Source organism: Pseudobacter ginsenosidimutans (genome assembly GCF_007970185.1).
GTDB classification, from domain to species: Bacteria; Bacteroidota; Bacteroidia; order Chitinophagales; family Chitinophagaceae; genus Pseudobacter; species Pseudobacter ginsenosidimutans.
Window position 1 is genome coordinate 4,340,330 of the sequence record NZ_CP042431.1, and the last position, 24,128, is coordinate 4,364,457.

At 46.7% G+C, this 24,128-nt stretch carries 18 protein-coding genes; 3 read left to right on the top strand and 15 right to left on the bottom strand.

Annotated elements, in window-relative coordinates:
* Positions 1 to 264 precede the first annotated feature (264 nt).
* From FSB84_RS17200 to FSB84_RS17210, 3 genes are read left to right on the top strand one after another with little or no spacing between them, the layout of a single operon-like run.
* Positions 265 to 3,390, top strand: coding sequence for a SusC/RagA family TonB-linked outer membrane protein (locus FSB84_RS17200; protein WP_130539163.1), 3,126 nt, complete (start codon positions 265 to 267; stop codon positions 3,388 to 3,390).
* A 23-nt stretch (positions 3,391 to 3,413) separates the two neighbouring features.
* Positions 3,414 to 5,129: a RagB/SusD family nutrient uptake outer membrane protein gene (locus tag FSB84_RS17205; RefSeq protein ID WP_158643974.1), complete on the top strand. Its 1,716-nt coding sequence runs from the start codon at positions 3,414 to 3,416 to the stop codon at positions 5,127 to 5,129.
* Between the two features lie 28 nt (positions 5,130 to 5,157).
* On the top strand, positions 5,158 to 5,958 hold the full coding sequence (locus FSB84_RS17210; RefSeq protein ID WP_242626694.1) for a glycoside hydrolase family 16 protein: 801 nt from the start codon (positions 5,158 to 5,160) through the stop codon (positions 5,956 to 5,958).
* A 59-nt stretch (positions 5,959 to 6,017) separates the two neighbouring features.
* On the opposite strand, the gene FSB84_RS17215 is transcribed toward FSB84_RS17210, so the two are convergent.
* The 15 genes from FSB84_RS17215 to FSB84_RS17280 form a co-directional block, all read right to left on the bottom strand.
* Complete coding sequence (locus FSB84_RS17215; protein ID WP_130539165.1) at positions 6,018 to 6,578, bottom strand: YdeI/OmpD-associated family protein; 561 nt, start codon at positions 6,576 to 6,578, stop codon at positions 6,018 to 6,020.
* Positions 6,579 to 6,598: 20 nt separating this feature from the next.
* Positions 6,599 to 7,054: a DUF1569 domain-containing protein gene (locus tag FSB84_RS17220; protein ID WP_130539166.1), complete on the bottom strand. Its 456-nt coding sequence runs from the start codon at positions 7,052 to 7,054 to the stop codon at positions 6,599 to 6,601.
* Positions 7,055 to 7,173: 119 nt separating this feature from the next.
* Positions 7,174 to 8,034: a hypothetical protein gene (locus FSB84_RS17225; RefSeq protein WP_130539167.1), complete on the bottom strand. Its 861-nt coding sequence runs from the start codon at positions 8,032 to 8,034 to the stop codon at positions 7,174 to 7,176.
* A gap of 36 nt (positions 8,035 to 8,070) precedes the next feature.
* A complete protein-coding gene (locus FSB84_RS17230) occupies positions 8,071 to 9,468 on the bottom strand; it encodes a MutS-related protein (protein ID WP_225979802.1) in 1,398 nt (465 codons plus the stop codon).
* The gene (locus FSB84_RS31095; protein WP_225979803.1) at positions 9,425 to 10,054 is read right to left on the bottom strand and encodes a MutS-related protein; all 630 of its coding nucleotides are present in this window, start codon (positions 10,052 to 10,054) and stop codon (positions 9,425 to 9,427) included. The genes FSB84_RS17230 and FSB84_RS31095 overlap by 44 nt, the downstream gene beginning before the upstream one ends.
* A complete protein-coding gene (locus FSB84_RS31100; protein WP_225979804.1) occupies positions 10,027 to 10,719 on the bottom strand; it encodes a MutS family DNA mismatch repair protein in 693 nt (230 codons plus the stop codon). Before FSB84_RS31100 ends, FSB84_RS31095 begins: the two co-directional genes overlap by 28 nt.
* A gap of 18 nt (positions 10,720 to 10,737) precedes the next feature.
* Positions 10,738 to 13,074, bottom strand: a complete 2,337-nt coding sequence (locus FSB84_RS17240; RefSeq protein ID WP_130539169.1) for an ABC transporter permease subunit — start codon at positions 13,072 to 13,074, stop codon at positions 10,738 to 10,740.
* A gap of 29 nt (positions 13,075 to 13,103) precedes the next feature.
* Positions 13,104 to 15,452, bottom strand: coding sequence for a Gldg family protein (locus FSB84_RS17245; protein ID WP_130539170.1), 2,349 nt, complete (start codon positions 15,450 to 15,452; stop codon positions 13,104 to 13,106).
* 103 nt (positions 15,453 to 15,555) lie between these two features.
* A complete protein-coding gene (locus FSB84_RS17250) occupies positions 15,556 to 16,476 on the bottom strand; it encodes an ABC transporter ATP-binding protein (protein WP_130539171.1) in 921 nt (306 codons plus the stop codon).
* Positions 16,406 to 17,113, bottom strand: coding sequence for an RNA polymerase sigma factor (locus tag FSB84_RS17255; RefSeq protein ID WP_130539172.1), 708 nt, complete (start codon positions 17,111 to 17,113; stop codon positions 16,406 to 16,408). Before FSB84_RS17255 ends, FSB84_RS17250 begins: the two co-directional genes overlap by 71 nt.
* A gap of 17 nt (positions 17,114 to 17,130) precedes the next feature.
* On the bottom strand, positions 17,131 to 17,922 hold the full coding sequence (locus FSB84_RS17260; protein WP_130539173.1) for a DUF4397 domain-containing protein: 792 nt from the start codon (positions 17,920 to 17,922) through the stop codon (positions 17,131 to 17,133).
* A gap of 10 nt (positions 17,923 to 17,932) precedes the next feature.
* A complete protein-coding gene (locus tag FSB84_RS17265; protein WP_130539174.1) occupies positions 17,933 to 19,420 on the bottom strand; it encodes a RagB/SusD family nutrient uptake outer membrane protein in 1,488 nt (495 codons plus the stop codon).
* Between the two features lie 4 nt (positions 19,421 to 19,424).
* Positions 19,425 to 21,797 carry a SusC/RagA family TonB-linked outer membrane protein gene (locus FSB84_RS17270; protein WP_158643976.1) on the bottom strand — a complete coding sequence of 791 codons (2,373 nt, stop codon included), beginning with the start codon at positions 21,795 to 21,797 and terminating at the stop codon, positions 19,425 to 19,427.
* The gene (locus tag FSB84_RS17275; RefSeq protein ID WP_317132513.1) at positions 21,794 to 22,678 is read right to left on the bottom strand and encodes an STN domain-containing protein; all 885 of its coding nucleotides are present in this window, start codon (positions 22,676 to 22,678) and stop codon (positions 21,794 to 21,796) included. The genes FSB84_RS17270 and FSB84_RS17275 overlap by 4 nt, the downstream gene beginning before the upstream one ends.
* Before the next feature lie 181 nt (positions 22,679 to 22,859).
* Entirely contained in the window at positions 22,860 to 24,098 is a 1,239-nt protein-coding gene (locus FSB84_RS17280) for a FecR domain-containing protein (RefSeq protein WP_130539176.1), read from the bottom strand.
* Between the last annotated feature and the right edge of the window lie 30 nt (positions 24,099 to 24,128).

The window sequence follows — 24,128 nt, forward strand, 5'->3', positions numbered from 1 at the left end:
AGGACAACCTTTGTTTTGTCCGGATTTTTAAATCGGTTGCATTCATTCCTGCTGAACAGAAACTTTTTCTTTCTTCAACACCGAAGTGGTGGGCGAGGGATGGAAAGAATCAAATGAAGTATCATTGAAGTGGTGCAATTTCCAGCTTTTGTAAGTTGTGGCGTAGTGATGACGTAGTGCCTGGTAGTAGGTATCAGAGCAAATTTGAATAGCTTTATATCTGTAACGAAACTTAATTCTTTAGCTGCCAACAATTGTTTGCTTATGAGACGTAATATTACATTGCTATTATGCACCGTTCTGCTAATCTTTTTTCTCCCCCTTTGCGGTTTTTCCCAAACATTGCAGGTATCTGGTAAGGTAATCAACAAGTTAACCGGCGAGCCATTACAGGGCGCCAGCATTGCTGTAAAAGGTGGTGCTGTATCTGCCATTTCCGGCTCGGACGGTTCCTTTTCGATTGTTGTACCGGGAAGCGGAAGCACACTGGTAGTATCTTATGCCGGTATGGTTTCGCTGGAAAGAGTGATCACCGCCAGTGGAGCCCAGGAGTTTGCCCTGCAATCCACTGATGGAAAATTAGATGAAGTGGTAATTGTAGGTTATGGCACTCAGAAGAGAACTTCTCTTACTTCTTCTGTTGCCAGTATCAGGGGCAACGACATGAAAAGTCAACCCGTAGGGGATCTCACCAATGCGCTGGGAGGTCGTGCCGCAGGCGTGATCTTTACGCAGGGTAGTGGCCAGGCAGGTAACGATGCCTCCCGCATTCTCATCAGAGGTATTGGAACCAATGGTAATACCGCCCCGTTACTGATAGTAGATGGGGTTCCCAGGAATTTCAGTCAGTTGAACCCGGCTGACGTTGAAACCATTTCCGTATTGAAAGATGCTGCTGCTGTAGCTCCGTATGGATTGGGAGGCGCCAATGGCGTAATTCTGGTTACTACCAGACAAGGTAAGGTAGGGAAACCGGTACTCGCCTATGAAGGCTATGTGGGATTCCAGAACCCAACTGTGAAAACAAAGTTTGTTGACGCTTATCATTATGGGCTGTTGAAAAATGTTGCGGCAAAAAATGCCGGATCCACTGTAATGCCTTTCAGCGATGAGATCCTTCAGAAATACCGCGATGGTTCAGAACCCGATAAATATCCAAATATCGACCCCATCGGCGATCTGATTCCCAAAAATACATTGATCACCAACCATAGCCTCACGCTTAACGGAGGTTCAGAGGCTGTCAGGTATGCAATGGGTTTTGGTTATTTGAATCAGGAAGGTATGTTGCCTGGTATTAAATTCCAGCGCTTCAATGTTTCCGGAAATATGCAGGTACAGGCTACTAAATCTACACTTGTAAGCCTCTCCCTGAATGGCCGTGTTGAAAAAAGAGATCTTACAGGCGCAGGTTATAATAACCAAAGCATGTTCGAAAATCTTATCAATACAAATACAAACAGCACTCCTTTGATCTATAGTAATGGATTGCATCCTTATATCTACGCTTCATTTTATGATAATCCCTCTTATCAGCGGCTTATCGGCAATACACTGCTCAGTCAGGTTTCCATCGAACAGAAATTACCACTGAAAGGGTTAAGCGTAAAATTTGTAGGGTCTTATGATTTCAACCCTTATGATCCTTACAATTCTGATAACAGCGGAATTGTGAGTACCAGGAAAAGCTGGTATCAGGGATATTCATTCTACACGATCCCCGATACCTCTGTAACTCCATTGGTCTACAAAGAAGAACTTCCGGCTTCCCGTCCATCATTCAGCCAGGAGTACAGACAAACGCAGGCTTTTACCTACCAGGGTTATATCAATTATGCCGGAAATTTTGGTAAAAGCGCCGTTACAGGCCTGGTAGTTCTCGAAGCAAGAAGAACGATGTCTGAAAGATTCAGTGCAGGAAGAGAGAACTATAATCTTCCCATACCTGAACTGTTTGCCGGTGGAGCTGGTGAAAGGGATATTTTCAATGACGGCAATTCCATGGGTACAAAACAACGTTCCCTCGTTTACAGGGTTACTTATGGATTCGACAGCAAATATTTACTGGAAGCCTCAGGCCGATATGATGGCCATTATTCATTTGCTCCCGGAAAAAGGTTTGGATTTTTCCCTGCCTTTTCAGTAGGCTGGCGTATTTCCGAAGAAAAATTCATGCAGGGTGTCACCTGGCTGAATGAATTGAAATTAAGAGGATCCTGGGGACAATCGGCTAATCTTCCCGGTAATCCTTATGTGCCTTATCAATACCAGACCGGATTTAATTTGTATAGTACTTCAGCCATCCTGAACGGTACTCAAACGCAGGGTTTATTTGAAAGGGCTGAAGCAAACCCAAATATCACCTGGGAAAAAGCTTCAAAAACTGATATCGGACTGGAAGCGAGATTATGGAATGGACTGCTGAATATTGAAGCCGATTATTTTCATGAGAAAAGGTCTAATATGCTGATCCGGCCCAACGTTCTGGTGCCTATTGAGTATGGCATTGAACTGGCGCAGGAAAATGCAGGCATCATGGAGAACCGCGGTTTTGAACTGACACTTTCAAGCAGCTATAATATCAATAAGGATTGGCGCGTAGGCATCAGTGGTAATTTTACCTATGTCAGAAATAAGATGGTTGAAATTTTTGAAGACCCTGCTATTTTTGGTAACCCTAACCGGAGGCAGACCGGAAGGCCTTCGGGTACAAATTTCGGACTTAAGGCGCTTGGCTTCTTTACGGCAGATGATTTTCAAAGTCCCGGCGTATTGAAAGAGGGTATTGCAAAACAAACTTACACCGGGGCATTGGCTCCCGGAGATATCCGCTATGCGGATCTTAGTGGTCCGAACGGAAAACCTGATGGTAATATCGATGTTCATGATCAGATTGCCATGGGCCATCCAACTGGTTATCCCGGTATCATCTATGGCTTTTCTCCCAATGTCAGGTATAAGAACTTTGAACTGTCACTTCTATTCCAGGGTGTAGGACAAAGGGATATTCAACTTTTCGGCAGCGCAGTCTGGGCTTTCGATAATAACAAGAATGCGCCAGTTACAGTTCTTGATTACTGGACACCGGAAAACCCCAATGCTTCTTATCCAAGGATGACAACTATTCCCAGTGCCAATAACACACAGACTTCCACCTTCTGGCAAAGAAGTCTTGCTTACATGAGATTGAGAACAGGTACTCTCACTTACACCTTGCCTGCAAGTCTTACCAGCAGGTGGGGAATGAGTATGGTTTCTGTTTACTTGTCTGGCCAGAATATTTTCACCTGGACCTCATTCGAGAATTTCGATCCCGAGATCAGCAACGAGAGAGGATGGTATTTCCCCACGCAGAAAGCCATCACTGCAGGTTTGAGAGTACAATTTTAAGTTAACACTAAACTATGATCAAAATGAAACTTACAATATATAGCGGCAGACTTTTGATGGTGGGCCTTGTTTGCGCTGCCTTATTCTCTGCCTGCAAAAAAGACGATTTCCTGGAAGTGCCCAATACCGGAGCAGTAGATGGAGCAACTGCCTTTGCTACCGAATCATCAGCAGATGTGGTGTTGAACGATGTTTACAGCAATCTGCCAGATCTGAATAATTTTATTTTCGAACCATTCGATTCCTGGACGGATGATCTGATGACCGGATTCAACTGGAACATCAGTTCGCAGACAGCCAGAACAAAAACTACTATCAACCCTTCTTCAAACCTTTTCTATGATTGGTCCGCGGCTACCATGTGGCTCGAGTGGGGCACTTTGTACAGAAGAGTAAGGAAGTGTAATGTGTTTATTCAGGGAGTAGAGGAATCCGCAACGCTTCCCCAGGCGTATAAAGACAAAAAAATATCCGAAGCAAGAGTGCTGCGTGCATTTTTCTACCACCAGTTATGGATGTTATATGGCGGCGTACCTCTTATTACAAAGCCCGACAGGCGTGATCAGGATGGTGATGCCATTTTCCATGCCCGGGCATCCTTTGATGAAACTTTTCAGTTCCTTCAAAAAGAACTGGCGGAGGCTGCCGCATTACTATCTCCCAATATTTGGAGTGAACAGAAAGGGAAGGTCACAAAAGGTACTGCACTCACTATTAAAGGATGGGTGGAATTATTTTATGCCAGTAAACGAAACAATCCGACTAACGATAAAACCAGATGGGCAACCGCAGCAGCCACCAATAAGGAAGTAATGCAAATGGGGTATGTTTTATATTCCAAATATGATGAACTTTTCTTTACTACAGGAACCACTAATAAGGAAGGTATCATGTTCCGCGAATACCTGTCAGTAAAGCAGGGGAGCAATATTATCGGTTACCAGGGACCGAATTATGTGGGTTCAAGATGGTTAAGCTGGGGTGGTTCCACTCCTACGCAGGAACTGGTGGATGACTACGCTATGGCAAATGGAATGGCTATCGATGATCCCGGATCAGGTTACGATGAGGATAATCCATACGTCAACAGAGAGCCACGATTCAGACAATCGATATTGTACAATGGTAGCACCTTCAATGGCGAAACCTTCTTAAGTGCTGTAGGCTCCGGTAACAATTCCATTGATCTGGCAGATGCTTCAGATAATACCAACACAGGTTATTGCACCAAAAAACGCATGGATACATCTGTGAATATTTTCCAGGGAGGCACCAGTGCTCAGAACTATTATTTCTTCCGTTATGCAGAAGTTTTACTCAATTATGCTGAGGCGCAGAATGAAGCTGTTGGGCCAGATCCATCCGTATATGCAGCGTTGGATGAAGTCAGAGTAAGGGCTGGTATCCCCACATTCACCGATGTATACCCTGGCGTTAATCAGGAAAAAATGCGCCAGTTGATCCGTAGGGAAAGAAGAATAGAGCTGGCGTTTGAGGGTAAACGTTATTTCGACCTGATCCGCTGGGAAATTGCAGAGGTGAATCTCAATCATGTGATGCATGGTATGAAAATAACAGGCAGCCCAGGCGCTTATACATATGAGAAGATCAATGCTGTTCCTCCCGGAGCGCCTCAGTGGACTTTCGATAAGACCAAAAACTACCTGTTGCCAATACCATTGAGCGCTATTGGCCGGAACCCTGCTTTGCAAGGACATCAAAACCCAGGATACCAGTAAAAGATTTCTTACCGCTAAAAATGAGAAAGTGAAAAAGATCACCATACTTCTTACGCTCGTTGCAGTTACTTTCTGTCTTTGCATGAAAGCGCAGAAAGACGAAAACGGCAAATATGCAAAACTGGTCTGGAGCGATGAATTCAATTATACAGGATTGCCGGATGATTCAAAATGGGGTTATGATGTTGGTGGAAATGGCTGGGGAAATAATGAAAAACAGTTTTATACTGACAAGAGGCTGGAGAACGCTTCCGTAAAGAACGGCGTTTTGAGTATCACTGCCATCAAAGAGGATCATAACGGATCGAAGTATACTTCAGCAAGGCTGGTGAGTAAGAACAAAGGTGACTGGAAATATGGGCGGTTCGAGATAAAAGCGAAATTACCCAAAGGGCTCGGTGTATGGCCCGCCATCTGGATGCTGCCAACCGATTGGAAATATGGGGGCTGGCCTGAAAGCGGAGAGATCGATATCATGGAACATGTAGGTTACCTGCCGGATTCTGTATTCGGGACCGTGCACACAGAAGCCTACAACCATGTGATCGGAACTCAGAAAGGTACAAAGACTTCCAGGAAAGACCTCTCTGAAGCCTTCCATGTGTATACCCTCGAGTGGAGTGAAAATGAGATCAGGATCTTTGTTGACAAAGAACATTATTTCACTTTTCAAAATGAGAAGAAAACGTATAAGGAATGGCCATTCGATCAACCTTTCCATTTGTTGCTGAATATGGCGATAGGCGGCAACTGGGGTGGTAAGATGGGGATCGATGACAGCATCTTCCCACAGACGATGGAAGTGGACTGGGTTAGAGTATATCAATGATCAATACAGGTAAGACAAATAAAGCAAATGGGGTTGACCGAAAGTCAGCCCCATTTGCTTTATTTGTATTTGTCGTTCAAACCAACACCCTGCATGATCATCGGAATGATCTTTTCCATTCTTTTTTGCTGGGTAGTCTCCTGCTTTGCTTCATTCAGGTATACAATGTACTCTTTCTGTTTGCCGGGCGTGAGACTGCCAAAGGCGGCATTCAGATTTTTATCTTTCTTCAGCACCGCTGCGAGTATCTGAGGAGGAGGGAGTGGTTGAAATTTCTCTGGTTTTATTTTCAGTCCTTTCTTTTCTATCTCAATAGCTTCAAGAATATATTCCAGTATTTTCTTTTCATCGATCTCTTTTGCCGATGTGAACCTCCACTGACGGAGGGATTTCGTTTTCCCTTCCGATGCAGTTACCAATACTTTGTATTTGTCTTTCAGGAAAACGCCATTGTAAAACCAAATAGTGAAAAAGTTCTTGAATCCGCCATAGCTCACAACGTTCCTGCCATCGCAGGTAAATACGTCAGCTCCCCATTTGATGGTCTTTTGCAGTGGAGCCTTACGAATGATGGCGGCGATCTGCTTCAGTTCTTTTTTCCATTGTTCTGCATCCTGCATGATAAACTGTTTAGGTGTTATCAAACTCCAAACTGACTTAAATGATGGTCGAGGTGCTTATAGAACATATTATTCCATTCTGTGGCTGTCATTTTTCCGAAAGAGATGTTCTCTTTTCCATCGAAGTATTGCTGTCCAAGTTCCTGCGCTTTCCTGATATTCTCTATCAGTTTTGTTTTTTCTTTTTGGAAGTCCCTCCCTCCATTGATAATGAATTCGGGCGCAGTTCTTCCATTTTTTTTATAGGGTGTTTCGCTGACTACGGCCTTCTTTACAAAGGTCCTGAGAATGAATTTTGTGAAGCCGCCCGGCTTTTTGAAATTTTCGGGATGGAATGTGTAGGCGTAGGGCACATTGCAGTGGGCCAGCATTTGGTCCACGCTCATTTTACCCCATTGACGCTGACTGTCCGGAGTCAGCTGATTGATCCTTTGAATGATCTCTTCACTTACTGCATGCTGGAAAATATTCTTCATTGTTGCTGATTGGCGTTAAAGTAAGAGTGTACCCGGAATACATGTAAATGAAATGTATGAAGAATCGGATTTTTCTCCAAAATAAAAGGCTGGATTTTAGGGTGGGGGCGGGCTTTTGCCTATTCGTCTTCTGCTGCGCGGTTGATGTCGAACTGGCCAAATTCATCCCTGACATACCCGTCATTGGTGCTGTTCAGCAGAAAACGATCCCTGAATACTTGTTTCTTCTCAAACTGAAAATCCTTATAGGAATGTAGTTTTCCATTGTACATGATCTTGTCAGGGAACTCATAGATATGCGCATCATGGATGGCGGATTTGAATTTATTGTTAATGATCAGCATATCGAGTGAATAATATTTTGACTGTTTTGCTGCGGTATCATTACCTCCGAATGTAACGCTGATACCATTGGAGGTTTCTATCTGGATGGTGCGGTCTTTGAGTTGCCATTCGTAAGAGCACTGGTTGAACTCAGCGCTGATGAAAAAGGAATAAACAGGAGGGCCGTATTTTTTTTTGAATGCTTCGATCAGTTGTTTCCTTTCTTTAGCATCCTGGAATTCAGCTTCGGCATAATAAGCAACGGGTAATTTGTTCTTGTCAGTTAAGGTAGAGAGTTTTTGGAAATAGATATTCTGGAACCTGGCCGGTTTATCCATGAGCGGACTTCTGAACAAATAGCCAAAGTCTTGTTGCGGAACGGTCAGTTTCATGGCATCGGTCATGGTGTTGCTGATCCTGTAGCGGAGCATACTATCAGTGAGCTGTCCATCCCGGGCGCTGTCATACCTGACTCCGTCTTCCACTTCGATATGGGTAGAATACAGAGCAGGCACGCTTTCTGTAAAATTGATCGATTCCAGGTCGAGTGCCGTGTTTTTCTCAACAACAGGGGAGGGATGGTCCGCGGAGTTACAGGACTGCAACAGAGGGCTCATGAGAAGAAAGCTGCAAAAGCAAATGGTCAGCATTTTCATAATGGGTATTTGCGCAGCAATTTACTATATCTGAATTTATCCCTGCACTTCTCCCTCCAGCATTTGCAGTATCCCTTCATTGCCGATGATCATCATGCCCTGCCTGTCTTCTGTGATTCCATCCTGCAGCCTGTAGGTATATTTCGGTTTCGACCCCTGCATTATCGTAGGCATGTATACGAATTGGATATTGTCCTGTTTTCTGAGCGCTTCCCCCACTTCAATGATATGGGTGGATACGATGAAGATACATTTCCGGTAGGATGCAAATGCTTCCGTAACGGCCAGTGTTCCATCGTATGCATCCTTCACATTGGTGCCTTTGAAGAGCTCATCAAACATCAGCAGTAATGATTTTCCACTTGCTGCCGCTTCTGCAGCCTGTTTCACCCTTACCACTTCTGCATAGAAATGACTGTATCCAAGACCGATATTGTCTGCTACATTGATAGAAGAATATATTCCCTCCCTCACCGAGAATTCCAAATGTGATGCCGCCACGGGGAAGCCCATATGCGCGAGGTACATTGCAATGCCCACGGACTTCATCAGCGTTGATTTTCCTGCCATATTGGCCCCGGTAAGGAATATGATATTGCTGTTTCTGTGCAGCAGCAGGTTATTACCCACGCCTCCTTCGATACAGGGATGGGAGAGTGCCCGGGCAGAGAAGATATTATCTTCTTCCGGAAATGCCTTCGCATAACAAAATCCCCTTTTGTGAGCCACTTCACTAACGGCGATGTTCACATCCACTTCATAGATGAACAGCAGAACCTGCTCCATTTCTTCTTTCAATACATGCTTCAGCAAGTGATTATAAAATGCAATGGTGGTAGCAGGCAGGGCTTTGTAAATATCCATTGCCCGGAGCCGTTCCATTCTCTTGTGGTTCAGAATGCGGGCGATGCTTTCGATCTTTTCTGTCCAGGGTCCGGGCATTGCCTGTAGCCTGCTGATGAAGGAATAGCATTTGTGCAGGTTCACGATGGTGGCCTGCAGGCCCTGTATATTTTTCTTATACTGCCCATCTCTTGTGAGGATGGAAAGCAGGCGCCTCGTGAGGGTGGTAGCAAGTACGAGCGCTGCCTGTTTTGCTTCTCCGGCGTCCAGGTATTCCCGCATTAGATTCACCTGTTCCGCATCGAAGGGGAAGTCCTGGCGGACCTGCTGGAAATATTGGAAGATGCTGCTTCGCTGGTTGATGGATGCTGCGTTTGTCAATGGTTCCCTGAACATAACGTCCAGCAATTGTTCGCCGCCCCTTGTTTTCACCTGGTTGAACAAGTGGTGGACCGTGCCTTTCCGGAATTTGCCGGAGAGATTCAGTTCTTCAAGCGTTTGCCTGTCTGTGATGAAATGCATATCGTTGATGAGTAGTTGTAAATGATTATTGTTTCCTGCCGTTCTGTAAAATGTCAAGGATGCCTTCATTCCGTATGATGATCATGCCATGACGGTCATCAGTGATGCCCTGCTCCAGTTTGTAAGTGTATTCAGGGGTATGTCCATTCATCCTGGTAGGCAGGTAGCTGTACCCGATCTGCTTTTTCCCCTGCAGCTGTTCACCGGCTTCCACGATATGGGATGAAACGATGAACAGGCTTTTTCGTTTGCCGGCAAATCCTTTCATTACAGCAACAGTGGCTTCATGAGCGTCTTTCACATTGGTGCCTCTGAATAATTCATCGAAGAGGATGAAATAAGATCTGCCGCTGCTTAATTCGGAAGCTATTTTTTTCACCCGCAGCACTTCTGCATAGAAGTGGCTGGCGCCGATTCCGAGATTGTCAGGGAGATTGATGGTGGTGTAAATACCAGCCATAACCGAGAATTCCATCGAACGTGCTGCTACCGGAAATCCCATATGGGCCAGATACAGGGCTGTGCTGACTGCGCGGAGGAAAGTTGATTTGCCAGCCATATTGGCGCCGGTAAGGAACAGTACATTCTCGTTGGCATCCATCGAAATATCATTGCCTACTGCCTCTTTCAGCGATGGATGGTATATGCCTTCCACGCGAAGAACAGGATCCCCTTGGGGAGCGCCTTCGGAAAAACAAATTGCCGCCCGCTTGCTGTTTTGGCGACCGACAGGTAGATGTCGAGCATGTACAGGTAGTGCAGCAAGCTTTCCAGTTTCTTTCTTTCATTCATCCTGAACAGTGCATCGAAAGCGGTGGTGGCGGCATAGGATAGTTTTCCCTTCGGTTCTTCCTGCCATACTGGATGGAAAGAAGGAGCCATCAGCAGTGCTGCAATATCCTTGCGTTCGTCCGACCAGGAGCTTATTTCCTTAATCTCCTTTCTTTCGATAAAATCCTTTGTGAGATGGAAAAGCTGGATGATGGCGCTTACTCCCTGCTGGATCTCCTTTTCTCCCATCAGCGAAGCGCCGGAGGAATGCTGCTGCTTTTCGCCCGGGCCGGATAAATATTTTTCCGCCATATCGAAGATAGAAGCATTGTAGGGGAACAGGGTATTCAGGTCTGCAAAATGACCGATAATACTGCTGCGTTTATTGATCGCTGTTGCATCGGATAAGGGGTGCCGGAACATTTGCTCAAGCAGGGATTCGCCTCCGCGTGTATGCACATGATTGTAGATATCGAATATGCCAGTGCCATTCCGTTTGCTGAAAATACCGAGATCGGTGATGGTTTGTTCATCTGTCCTTAGCAACATAATGTAATGATTGGTTTCTTATTTTCTTTTTCTCCTTATCAGCAAAATTGTGGCGGTCAGCAACAGCAATACCGGAAGGATCCATACGTAAATGGTGCTGATCGCACTGGCGCCGGCTTCGCTGGTATTGAGCCAGATATCTTTGGGTTCTGTTCTCGTCATATGAATGGGATGCCGGTTATAGTCCATCCAGCTATAGATGGGAAGCACCATAAAATAATTGGCACCCAGCCGGCCATTACTGGCGAAGTCTGCATCTCCGGAAATAATGATCCTTTGTTCCTTATTCCTGATTTGTCGGGTGAGCATTGCCGTTGTAATGAAAGAAATTTCCTTCCTGTCTCCTGCAAGGTTGTCAAAGGCAGGCAGGGTGGAATCGATAACGAGCTGACCGGCTTTGAGCCAGCTGCGGTTGTGGTCCGTTTGCGTCAATGCCTGTTTGTGGAATGCATTGCTGTCTTTATCAAAAGAAAGAGCGGCTACACCGGGCATCAGCAGCCGCAGGGTGTCTTTCCGGTTTTCCAGTGATTGTTTTATCCACCACAGGTCCGGGGAAAGCTTACTGCCTGCTGCTGTGATATAGGGTCTTACCTTATCAGGTGTTTCATCGAAAGTAGGCTCCACCAGCTGGCCGGTCATAAGTTGAACGCCGAGCTGTTGCAGTACGGGATTCAAAATATCCTGCTTGCCGGGTTTGCCGATTGCCAGAAAATTGCCACCTGCATCGATCCAGGAGGTGATCTTGTTTTGTACCACTTTACTGAGTGGCGTTTTCGGATCCGCCAACACAAGCGCTGTTGTATGTGCAGGGAGATCCTGCGATTCGAGATCAATGGTGTCCGCATCGAAGCCGAGGTTGACGAGGGCGCCACGACTTCCTTTCAATGCTGTATGAACAGCATATTCCCTTTCCCCGGTTTTATAAATGCTCCTTTCCAGATGCCCGTTCACAAAATAGATCTTCGGCGCTTCAGGCTCCAGCAATCGTTTGAATACGGCGGATACATTATTGAGGTCCGGCCAGAAAAACGGGTCTTCAAAGGTGCGCAGGAATTCTGTACGGCCTTTGTATGTAAGCCGCATTACAAGCCTGTATGATTCAGGCTGCAGGTTGATGATCTTACGCATTTCTTCGGGCGACCTGTACTTTGAAAAATCGGCATCGATCAGATCGGCGCTTTCCGCAGCGATCTCCGCCAATGTTTTACCTGGATTCTGCCGGTAGATAAGACTGTCATTGGTTGCAGCATCTACATCGTAATAGTATTCGTATTTGAATCTGATATCAGGTTTGAAACGAAGGTAAGGTTCCCAGAAACCTGCCAGATAAATGGCATTCCTGTTTTCAGGCAAACCCTGATCCCGGCCGGGCCCCAGCAGGTTGGTGTACAGGGTCACTTCCAGTGTGCTGTCGCCTGTTGCCCTGATGAGTTCCTGCATTTCAGCAGGAATGGTATTGGCCTGAGCAGCGGTGGTATCCCAGTAAACCGTCAGTGTTGGCCTCGAACTCACATAACCAACGGTGAGGCATAGGGTCAGTACGGCGAGGTACCTGCCTGCACGGACATACCAGGGCCTTGCTTCACGGCCGGCCTTCAGCCTGATCATTGTGAAGGAAATGAACAGGGATGCAACAAGGATAAAATAGAAAAGATCCCTTGTGGTGATCAGGCCGCCCATCATCCTGCTGGTACGGTTCTGCAGAGAAAGGAACCAGGTGAGGTCCCTGATGATATCATATTTCTGCCAAAGCCCGCCGATGCGGCCAAGAATAAAAAGTATGATGAATGTACTGAATGCCGAAACGATCTGGTAAGTGGTGAGAGCAGACAGGAAGAGGCCGATTGCTGCATAAGCGCCTGTCATCAGATAGAATCCCAGCATGGCTGATAACAGTCGTCCAATATCCGCATGTTCGATATTGAAGATGCCGGACACTACAAAGATGCCCAGCAGCAATACCAGCACGAGGCTGTATAACATGATGCCCAGGTATTTCCCCAGCACGATCTGCTGCAGTTTTACAGGGGATGAGTACAGGAGTTTGATGGTGCCATTGTTGAATTCCCGACTGATAAGGCCCATTGTCAGCAAGGGGATGAACAGATACAAATTCTGTATCACATTTATGAAAATACCTGATCTCAGAAAAAGAAAGAAGGTGAGTGAGCCTGTGGCGCCTTTGTAACCTGGACTGTTTTTCAACATCAGTTCCTGCCAGTTGGCTATTTCGTATAAGGATCCGGTATAGTATACTGCGCATTGCACCAAAAAAACGAGCATGATGAACCAGGCGATGGGAGAGTAGAACAAATAGCGCCATTCATTCTTTGCTATTTTGAGGATCAGTTTCATCTGTAGTTGTTTACTGTTTTAAGAAGGCGTTATTTTCTTTTTCTTCTGATCAATACGATGGCGCCGGTTATCATCAGCAATCCGGGCAGTAACCATACATAGATCAGCTTTTCCCATATTGCTTTGCGCGGGCTCAGTACAACACGATTATCCTTTGCATAGGGGAGAGGAGTGAATACGGGGTTCTCTTTGTAGTTGAGCCAGGTATAGGGAGCCAGCGCAATATCATCCATGCCACTGCTATTGCTGCTCATGTCTGCATCTCCCAGCACAACGATTCGCTGTTCCTTCGTTCCCCATTTTCTCGTTAGCTGTACACCGAATGCAAAAGAATGTTCCTGTCTGTCGCCCTCCGATGCATTGAATGCGGGCATGGTTGAATCATTGATCAGTTTTCCTGCCTTCAGCCAGGCTTTGCCGGGAGCAGTCATGAGTATTGGCTTAATCAAGAAGCCGCTGTCTTCCCGGTATCCGATACCGGTTACACCCGGAACCCGGAACATGGCAGTGTCCTTGATAGCATTGTGCCCTTCCAGGTATTTGATATATTGGTACCAGGGATCGTCAGACATATTGTAGAATGTGGAATTGTAATAGAAACTTATCTTATCGGGTGTTTCGTTCGGGTCTTTCTGTACCAGCTGGCCATTCATCAGTTGTACGCCTGTTTGCTGCAACAGGGGATTCAGTACATATTGTTTGCCGGGCTCTCCGTAAATGATCATATTGCCTCCGCCGTTGATATAGTTCCTGATCTTCGCGGATACATGGGCATTAAGTTCGGTTTTTGGATCAGCTATTACCAGCATGCTCAGATCTGAAGGGATTTCCTCTGTCTGCAGGTTGATAGTGTCTGCATCGAAACCAAGATTGACCAGGGACCTTGGAAAACCTTTGGCAATGGTGTAGCGCTGGAATTCCCTTTCACCTCTTTTGTAAATATTCCGTTCGAGCTGACCGCTGGCAAAAAGTACTTGCGGCATTTTTTCGCCGGCCAGTTTTTTCAATACAGCATTCACGTTGATCTCTTCAGGCCAGAAAAAGGCAATGGGGAACACACGCAGGAAAGCGCTGCGTTCTTTGTATTTCAGCTGCATCACCAGTTGGAAATTTTCAGGCCGCAGATCAATGATCTTCCGGATCTCCTCAGGGCCTATGAACATGGCAGAATCCAGGCGGTACCCTTTGGAGATGATGCCGGCGATCTGTTGAAGGTTTTTGCCCGGGAATTTTTTGTACAAGGCGCTGTCGTCCCGGGCCGGCTCATAATCGTAATAGTAAACGTATTTGAAATCGATATCTGTTTTGAAGCGCTGATATTGTTCCCAGAAGCCGGACAAATATCTGTTTCGTGCTGCGGGCAGGCCAGGGAAGATGTTATTGCCATCGAGCAGGTTTACATAAAGTGTTACTTCAAGCGGCCCGTTGTTCAACCGGTCCAGCAAGGCCCGGGTTTTCGGATGGATGGTATTGGATTGCCTGTTTGTTACATCGCGGTAAATGATGAACCGTGGTTGCGAACTAATATAACCGACCAGTAAACACAGCACAGTGATGGTGAGATACCTGGAAAAATGGACATACCAGGGTTTGGTTTCCCGGGCAGCTTTCAGCCGGAGGAAGGTGAATCCCACGAACATGAAAATGATCAGGAGATAATAAATGATGTCTTTACTGGATACCAGCCCTGCTATCAGTTTCTGAACACGGTTCTGTAAGGAAAGGAACCAGGTGAGGTCCCGGATAAGATCGTATTGCTGCCAGAGACTACCGATATTCATCAGCACAAAAAAAGTTGTGAAGCTGGCAACGGCGGAAATGATCTGGTAATTGGTGATGGCAGACATAAAGAATCCGATGGCGCCGTATGCGCATAACAGCAGATAAATGCCCGCCATAGCACTCAGTACAGGACCGGTGTCCATCGATTTGATATCTGTAAGACCCGCCAATAGAAAAATTCCTGTGATGGCCACCAGCGCCAGATTGTAGATCATTACCGCCAGGTATTTGCCCAATACGATCTGTGATGTTTTCAGTGGTGAGGAGTAGAGTAATTTGATTGTGCCGTTGTTGAATTCCCTGCTGATGATATTCATCGTCAGCAAGGGGATGAAGAGGTAGAGATTAGGGAGCAGCTGGGCAAAGAATCCCATGTTGAGATCGGAAAAGATCCAGGCCGTCATGGATTCTGTTCCCTTCACTGCAAAAAAAGGATCGTTGCGCATTTCCATATTGGCCCATTTGGCAAAAGGGTACATGGCGCTGGTATAAAAGAAAGCAGACAGCGCCATGAATACAATGGTAAGGAACCATGCAACCGGAGAATAGAAAAGGTTCCGGATCTCGTTCCTGGTGATCGTGAATATTACCTTCATTGTTTACTGATTATATTGGTTGCGGGAACCGGGCTGCAAAAGCAAATAACGGGTCATGCCGCCGGTAATGCCTGCAACAAATAATGATAGTAGAATTGAATGATTATGCGGAGCGGTTGGTGAGCTGCTTGAATACATCGTCCAGCAAACCCTTGTCCGGACTGATCTCTTTCATTTTCCAGCTGCCGCTGATGCTTGCAGCAATGAGCTTGTCCGATATCTCGTCATAACTCCCTTCAAAGAAGATCCGTAGCTGGTTGCTGGTCAGGAATTCTGTTTGGGTAACGCCACTTACCTGCATGATATCGGCAGCATGGGGAGGCGTTTCCAATCTCATCAGCAATGATTTCGTTTGTGCGTAACTGTTAAAGGCATCCATACTGTCTGAAAATACAACCCTTCCGGATTCGATCATGATGATCTCCTGGCAAAGCAGGTTGATCTCAGACAGGATATGGGAAGATAGCAATACGGTATGGTCTTGTCCGATCTCCCTGATCAGTTTCCTGGCTTCAATCAACTGGTTGGGATCAAGGCCATTGGTGGGCTCGTCCATCACTACCAGCCTGGGTTTGTGAATGATGGCCTGTGCAATGCCAACTCTTTGTTTGTAGCCGCCGGAAAGGTTCCTGATGAGCCGTGAGCTGATATGGGCCAGTCCGCATCGTTCTTTCACTTCATTCACGGCTGACCTGATCTGTGTTTTTTGAATGGACCTCAGTTCCGCGCAATAGGTGAGGTATTCATCGATGGTAAGGTCTGAATACAACGGTGGGAACTGTGGAAGGAAGCCGATCTCTTTTTTTGCTTCCTCAGGTTGCTTTCTTGTATCGATATCATTGATGAATACATTGCCTTCCGTTTGGTTGAGTGCTCCACAGATGATGTTCATGGTGGTGGACTTACCTGCACCGTTGGAACCCAGAAGACCAATGATCCCTGTACGTTCGATCTCAATATTGATATCGCGGATGGCCCATGTACTGCTGTACCTGTGCGATAGGTTTTCTGTTCGTAAAATCATTTGAACTCTTTAGCTTATATAGATCCTTTACGCGGGTTGCTGTATTACCGTTATGAAAGAATAAAATGTTAATGCCAGAAAAAATAAGGAACAATGAAACGATTGCAAGATGTTCTTTCATGAACTGATGTGCACGGAGCAAATGGACCTTTACGGTGTTGGGGGAAATATTGAGATAACTGGCAATTTCATTTCGTTGTAATCCTTTTTCCAGTCTTAACCTGTACACTTCCCTTTGCCTTACGGGCAATTTTTCACTGGCTTTGTTCAAACAGGCGGCCATCTCTTTTCTTGTGAGCTGTTCCTCCACTTCATTATGGGAAGATCGGCTGTCAGCGAGCAAATGCTTTACCAGCCTGTGTTTAACGGCTTCTCTTTTCAGGTGTTTATATGCTGCATTCGACACAACTTTGTATAGCCATGCGGCTGGATACTTCACTTCAACGCATCCACGCTGCTGCCAGAGCTTGAGAAAGGATTCCTGTACGATGTCTTCAGACGCGGGCTGATCGCCGGTAATATGGAAAGCTATCTTTTCCAGTCTCACGGAATAATTCCTCACAATGGAATTGAAGCCGGATTCGTCTGAAGCTATGGCGGTTGTATAACTGTTATGTTCATTCGCTCTATTGTCCATCACGAAATTATTGCCACTTAATAATTGTTGATCAGCAGCACAGTTTGTGCAGTGGCGCCTGAACCGCCTGGAAGTCCCAGTAATGCAAGTGTGCAGTTCCGGTATCGCCACTTATTGGATTCCAACGTACCGCTGCCGTTTATGTTGATGCCGTCTGCCAGGAAGCTGGCCAGAAGCTCACCTGTGGCAGCGTCACGGAATTCGAATGTGTAGCTGCTGATCTCATGGGTTGCCGGATAGTCTTTAAAGGAAGTAATGCCTTTATAGGGAATTGATCTTATTTCGGATCCAGGCGGTCCTCCATGAATGTTGATGCTGATGGGCTGACTGCCTGGCGACAAATTCACGAACCGTATACCTGTAACGCTGTCGCTTACAGGATGATTTCTGGGATAGTCCCTGGTGAAAAGGGTATCCGGCGCAGCAGTAGTACCGGTCATGAATAAGGTATTGATGGAGCCTACGGGCAGATCCAGTGTCAGATCATAGAGTGGTTCACTTTTCGGAAGGGTGTCAGGAACTTTATAGAGCATCAACTGCTGGTTGCCTGCATAGGCACTGAGCTGGTAATTGTTCACGGAATATGGACCGCTGCCATAATTATTGTAGACGATCAAGTTTGCATTGATATAGTAACCCGGAAGAGTAGCCGAATTATTGAAATTAGTTACCAGTGAATCGGCTCCCACCACGGCGTTGATCAAAGTAAGCGATGCCGTTCCTTCCGGCCTGAGCCTGGTTTTGGTGCATGAGGCGGCAAGAAATAGTGTTATTGCCATAAAAGCGTATATAGATGCTGGTTGTTTCATACCTGTTTTTTTAATAGCCAGTATTTTGCGTGAGTTTGTTGTTGAGTTTGATCTCCTCAAACGGAATGGGATAAAGCAACTGGTGATCGCCGGCCCATGGCTGTTTGTAGGAGATGGCGGAGAGAATGTTGTGCGCCTTTCCTGTACGTTTCAGGTTGAACCAGCGATGCCCCCATTCGCAGAAGAATTCTGTTTGCCATTCATGGGCGATGGCGGCTTCCAGCGCAGCAGGCGTGATATCATCCGGAAGGTCCGGCAGACCGGCCCTGTGGCGGATCATATTCAGGTCAGCAATTGCATTGGCTGTTCCGCCTGCTGCGCCGTTGGCCGCCGCTTCAGCGCGGATCAGGTATTGCTCTGCCAGGCGAAGCACCATCGAATATTCTATGGGTGGATCATAGCTCATATTGTAATTGCCGATCTTGTACTTGTGAGAAAAATGGGCCAGGAGCGTGATATTTTCCAGCTCAATACTGTCTACCCATTGCTTCCTTCTTTCGTCACCGGGCTCAAAGGCAGATACGAGCTGGGGCGACAGATAATACGCCATCAGACCTTTCAGCGGATCGGTTGAAGTGGCCCAGTTGGGCAACAGCATTCCTCCTTCCGGCGTTGGATTCTGATTGTCGTTGCTGATGACCTGGTTCATTTGCCAGATGGCCTCCCTGCTTTCGATCAGGAAAACATTGTTCAGGTCGGATTCCAGTCCGAACAACGCTGTGTTATCGATCAGTAGCGTGGCATTGGCCGCTGCCTTCCCATAATCCTTTGTATAGAGATAAGCTCTTGCCAGCAAGGCTGTAGCAGCCCATTTGTTCACGCGTACGCGTTTGCCTTTTCCTGCGTCGAAATTCTCCGGCAGATCTTTTTGTGCATCCAGCAGGTCCTGGATGATCTGTTCATACACTGCTTCTTTCGGACTGCGTGCAATGCTGATCACGGCATTGTAGTTGGTGGTAAGCACCAGCGGAACGGCATCATAGTAGTTGGTGAGATAGAAATAACAAAATGCACGGATGCATTTGGCTTCAGCGGTAAGCGATTTCCGGACATTTTCTTGCAGCTGGGTTGACCTGGATTCGGCGATGCCCTGTATCACGGCATTGGCTGAATAGATGACCGCATAGGCGGAAGTCCAGATATGATCGGTAGGAGCGCTGCCTGTACCGTTGGCGAGCGTGATGCGGATCTTGTTTTCATAGAGTACGCTGGCAGGATCAAGAGGGTAGGTCAGCAATAGTTCATCAGCGGAGAGAGCGCCGTATAGGGTAGCATTCCCCCTGCTGAAATAATTGGTGCTCATCATGGTCTTGTATAGCCCGTTGACAGCGGCTTCAGCAAGATCATCGGTGCTGAATGCCACATTTGTGACTATACGGTCCGTAGGATCAGAAATGGACACTAGTTTATTGCAGGAAAAGAGTATCAGTATTGCAGGCAGCAACAGTAATCGTATATTCCTGCCCGGTAGTATCTTGTATGAATGGGAAGATTTCATGGCATTAAAAATTATAATTGAACCTGATGGTATAAAGATTGGAAGGCGGCATCCCGAAGAGGCTCATGGTTTCAGGGTCCCCTCCATTGTAGCGGGTGATGGTGAAAATATTCTGACCGGATAAGCTTACAGACAGGTTCTTCAATCCGATAGTTCTGCCCCAGGATTCCGGAAGGGGATATGTGAGTGAAATATTGTTGAGGCGGATATAAGAGGCATCGGTATATGCTGCATCGGAAACGGCCATCAGGCCGAAATATGGATTGGAAATGACAGTACTGAAGGCCGGATAGCTTGCGATATCGCCCGGCTGCTGCCAGTGCCCGTCCAGGATGTCCGGCGGCATATTCTGATTGAAGATGCCGGGGGAACTCACGCTGGTATAAAGGCTGTACCCTTTTTGTTTTTTATAAACGAAAAAAAGACTGAAGCTGAGTTTTTTGAAATTCCCCTGCAGGCCGAAACCTCCGTTGATGCCGGGTTGCAGATCGTACACGATTGCGCGGTCATCACTGCCGGGAGGAGGCGCCACCAGGCCATTCCAGGTGATCTTGCCATCTTTGTTATAGTCTTCGAATGCCGGTGCTCCAGTGAGCGGGTCCACGCCTTTGTAATGGAGGAGCGATGCCATATTGATCGATTTGCCAATTGCATACTGACCTGCATAGGGTGTTTGATCGATGCCGGGAAAAGAAAGCAGCCGATTCCTGTTGCGACTGAAATTGAAAAGGGCGGTCAGCGAAAAATCCTGTGTGCTCACCAGCTTCACATCGATGGAGCCTTCCCACCCGCGATTCTCCAGCAGCATAGGGATATTCGTGATGATCGCATTGATATCGGACCCATTTACGTATGCTGGTGTAGGATAGGCCGTCAGTTGATTCGATACACGGTTTTGATAATAAGTGAGGCTCAGGTTAACCCTGTCTTTGAACAAACCCATCACAAGGTTGCTGTTGAATTTTCTATTGTTCTCCCATTTGTATTTCTGGTTGGGCCTTATGGATGGAATCAGCACCATCTGACCATTGTAACCTCCGCCTGAAGCCATATTCTGAATGGTCCAGAGCTCCAGGTACTGATATTCATCGATGCCATCGCTTCCGTCCATCCCATAGCTGGCGCTGAATTTGAGAAAATTGATGGCTTTTGGAAGAACGGGCTTCAGCCAGTTCTCTTCAGACGCGATCCAGGCGAAGGCAGCAGATCCGAAACTGCCGTATTTGTTGGCCGGACCGAATTTGGAAGAACCCTGGCGCGTTCCGTTCAGGTTGATGATATAGCGATTGTCGTAATTGTAATTGACATGACCAATGAAGCTGGCATTCCTGAGCTGCTTGAAGGCATCTGACACTATTACGCCTCCTGCATTTTTGATAGAGCCCAGGAGGATATCGTTCGTGTAGCCATAACCGTATTGAGATGTAACATTGGTTTCTGTGAACTGGCTGGTGCCTACCAGGGATAATTCCAGGTTGCCTCTTCCCAGTCTTGTCTGGTATGTGGCCTGTGGGTTCACCAGCACACTGGTATTGGTGGTGGTAGAAAAGCTGGCTTCTCCTGTAACGTTGCTTATATATGGACTTCTTGCTGCGATGGTGAGAAAGTCTTTTGTATTGTTATGGGAAAAATTATAGCCCGTCAGCAGGCTCAGGGTGAAACCTTTGAATGGTTTGTAATCAAGCATCAGGCTGTTGGTGAGTGCGGTGGTCTTTTGAGGGTTGGCAGGCTTCAGGTCCCGGCCGAACGGATAAATGTTCAAGAGGCCGTCCGCATTCCATTCGGACCAGTTGGGGTTCCCGTCTTTATCGAACATTGGGGGAGCATTAGGGGCAACCAGTGTTACGGGGGAACGCGATAATACATCCACGTACATGTAGGCCAGCTTGGAAGAAAAGTTGATGGAGAATTTCCGGTCTTTTGTGGTATGACCTATCTGTGCTGCCAGTGTGTACCGTTGTGTAGCGCCGGAAATATTGCTGGTATTGGTTTCGCGGTTATAATTCGCATTTACGCGGAATATCGTCTGATCTGTTCCGCCGGATAATCCGATGGATACACTCAGGCTTTTGGCCCTGCCTCCCAGCGTTTCTTTTTGCCAGTCTGTGTAGCGGGTGGTATCCCAAAGCAACAGATCAGGCGCTGTGAGAATCGTGGGCGTTTCGCCGGAATTCTTGAATGCTTCCCTTCGCATTTGCAGGTACTGCTGTGTATTCATGAGTTTGGCAAAACGCGTGGTTTTGCCGATGGTGAAGAAGGGAGGCGTTACATCGAATTCAAATCTCGCAGGACCGGGTTTCCCTTTTTTGGTGGTGATCAATATAACGCCGTTGGCTCCACGCGCTCCGTAAACGGCTGTTGCGTCCGCATCCTTCAATATTTCAATACTTTCGATATCTCTGGGATTGATACTGAACAGGGGCTCAGGCCATTAGTTGTATTGCCGCTCGGGTAAGTATAATTGATGCCCTGGATAAAGCCGGTGGAAGTGCGGTTGAATTCATCTCCCATCGATAGAACGGTCAGAGGTACTCCGTCGATTACATACAGTGGATCGGAAGGTACTTTTGAATTGAGTGAGTTCAGTCCCCTGATCTCCATTCTCACAGGGGCGCTGGCAAAACCATTGGTGGGTGTTACCACCAGGCCCGGTACCCGGCCCTGCAAGGCCATGAGCGGGTTCATGACGGGTTGTTTGGCAATCTCTTCGGATGATATTTTGGTAATGCTTCCTGTGGCCAGCCGCTGGCTGGTTTTGCTGTAAGCCTGTTTCACCACTACATCCAGCTGATTACTGGCTTCCTTCAATATGATTTTCATGCTAGACTGCGCCTCAACCGGCAGCTGTATTGCATTGTAACCGATAATACTCACCTGCAATACATCGTCTGGTCGTATATGCTTCAATGTGAAAAAGCCTTTCGCATTGGTGATAGTGCCGTTCTTCGTTCTTTTCACCACAACGCTCACGCCGTCCAGCGGCTGGTTGGAACTGTTGGTGATGGTGCCGGACAGTTCTGTGTCGGTTTGGAGTGGCACAGAGGACTTTTCTTTTTTCGACTGGTAAAGGGTAATGGTTTTGTCTGATATATGATATGAAAGCGAACTTCCTTTCAGACAGATGCTCATCACTTCTTCGATGGTAGCATCTTTGACATCGATGGAAAAAGCAGGTATCTCCTGCAACCATTCATCCTTGTAAAAAAAATTGTAGCCGGTCTGTTTCCTGATCTCCCTGAATAATTTAGCGGGCGTTATCTCTTTTTCGAGATCGTTATTTTCTGGGCTGCCAGGTCACCACCTGTGATCAATAATCCAATAGTAAAAATGAAAGCGGCTAATCGGGGCAATGAGCCACTTTTGCAATCAGAGAATCGCATAGCGTTAGTTTGTGTTGAGAAACTTTAACAATAAAACGAGAACAGGACTTGGTGAATGGTTATGGTAGTACTATGAGTTTACCGGGTTTATTACCGGCTGGTATGCTTTCGATCCTGAAATGGATTCCGCTCAGTTCAATGCTTTTAAGAACAGTGCCCAGGTCTGTATTACGGTTCAGTATACCCGAAAAATGTCCTTCCGGCCTTTTCCCTTCATACAGGACCTCCATATTGTACCACCTGGCCACCTGGTTCATCACCCCTGTGATGGGCTGACTGTTGAAATGGAAAGAACCATTTTTCCAGGCGATGGCTTCTTCAGTATCTGCTTCTTCTATCAGGCGGATATGGTTGTTATTGTTGCTGAACTGCGCCTGTTGTCCGGGTTTGAGTATGCGGCTGTTGTTACCTTTGCTGACCCGCACGGATCCGTTCAGTAAAGTTGTTTTCACCTGGGCTTCTTCAGGATAGGCATTGATATTGAGATCTGTTCCAAGCACTTCTATGGTAGCATCGTTCACGTTTATTTTGAATGGCTTCGATTTATTGGATGCCACTTCAAAATAAACCTCTCCGGTGGTGGTTACGTTCCGTTCATTGCCGTCGAACACGGAAGGAAAAGAGACAGAAGAGGCGGCATTGAGCCATACCCTTGTTCCATCAGGCAGCAGGATCTTGTATTCACCACCATTGGGGGTACTGATGGTGTTCATTTCCGGTAACCGGGTGACGGCAATCGATGTGTCCGGGCGGTAATTCAAACTGCTACTGTTCAGTCCGGCGATCCTTCCCCCGAATTCTTTTGATAGCAGGGATTGCGATGTGCTGTCGAGTACCACCTGTCTGCCGTCATTGAGTGTCAGCACGGCTTTATTGTTTCCGGCAAATACCTGTGCTTTCGAAACGGCCGCAATATCCTTTTCCTGTTTTCTTTCTTTCGAAAAGAAAACATAACCCAGGCCGGCAATGGTAACCAGCAATAATACGGCGGCAATTGCCTTCCATCGTTTCAGGTGAATGAGCAATGCAGCAGGTTTTTGCAGGTTTGCGGTGAGATCATTTTCATGGCCTGATACTTTCCCTTTTCCTGTGATCTGCCAGTACATATGCTCCCAATCTACAGAAGGCAATTCCGTACCGGGTTCAATTGATTCGAAATGTTGATGGGCATTTTCTTCCAGCAGCAATTTCCAGGAATGATCCTGTATGTATGCAAAGAACTCTTCCATCTCCTGCCTGGTGCAGGAGCGGTTGGTATATTGCTTGTACAGGTATCTGAATCTTTCCTGGTTTGTCATGATGCATCATTGTGGCAACCGTTAATGGAG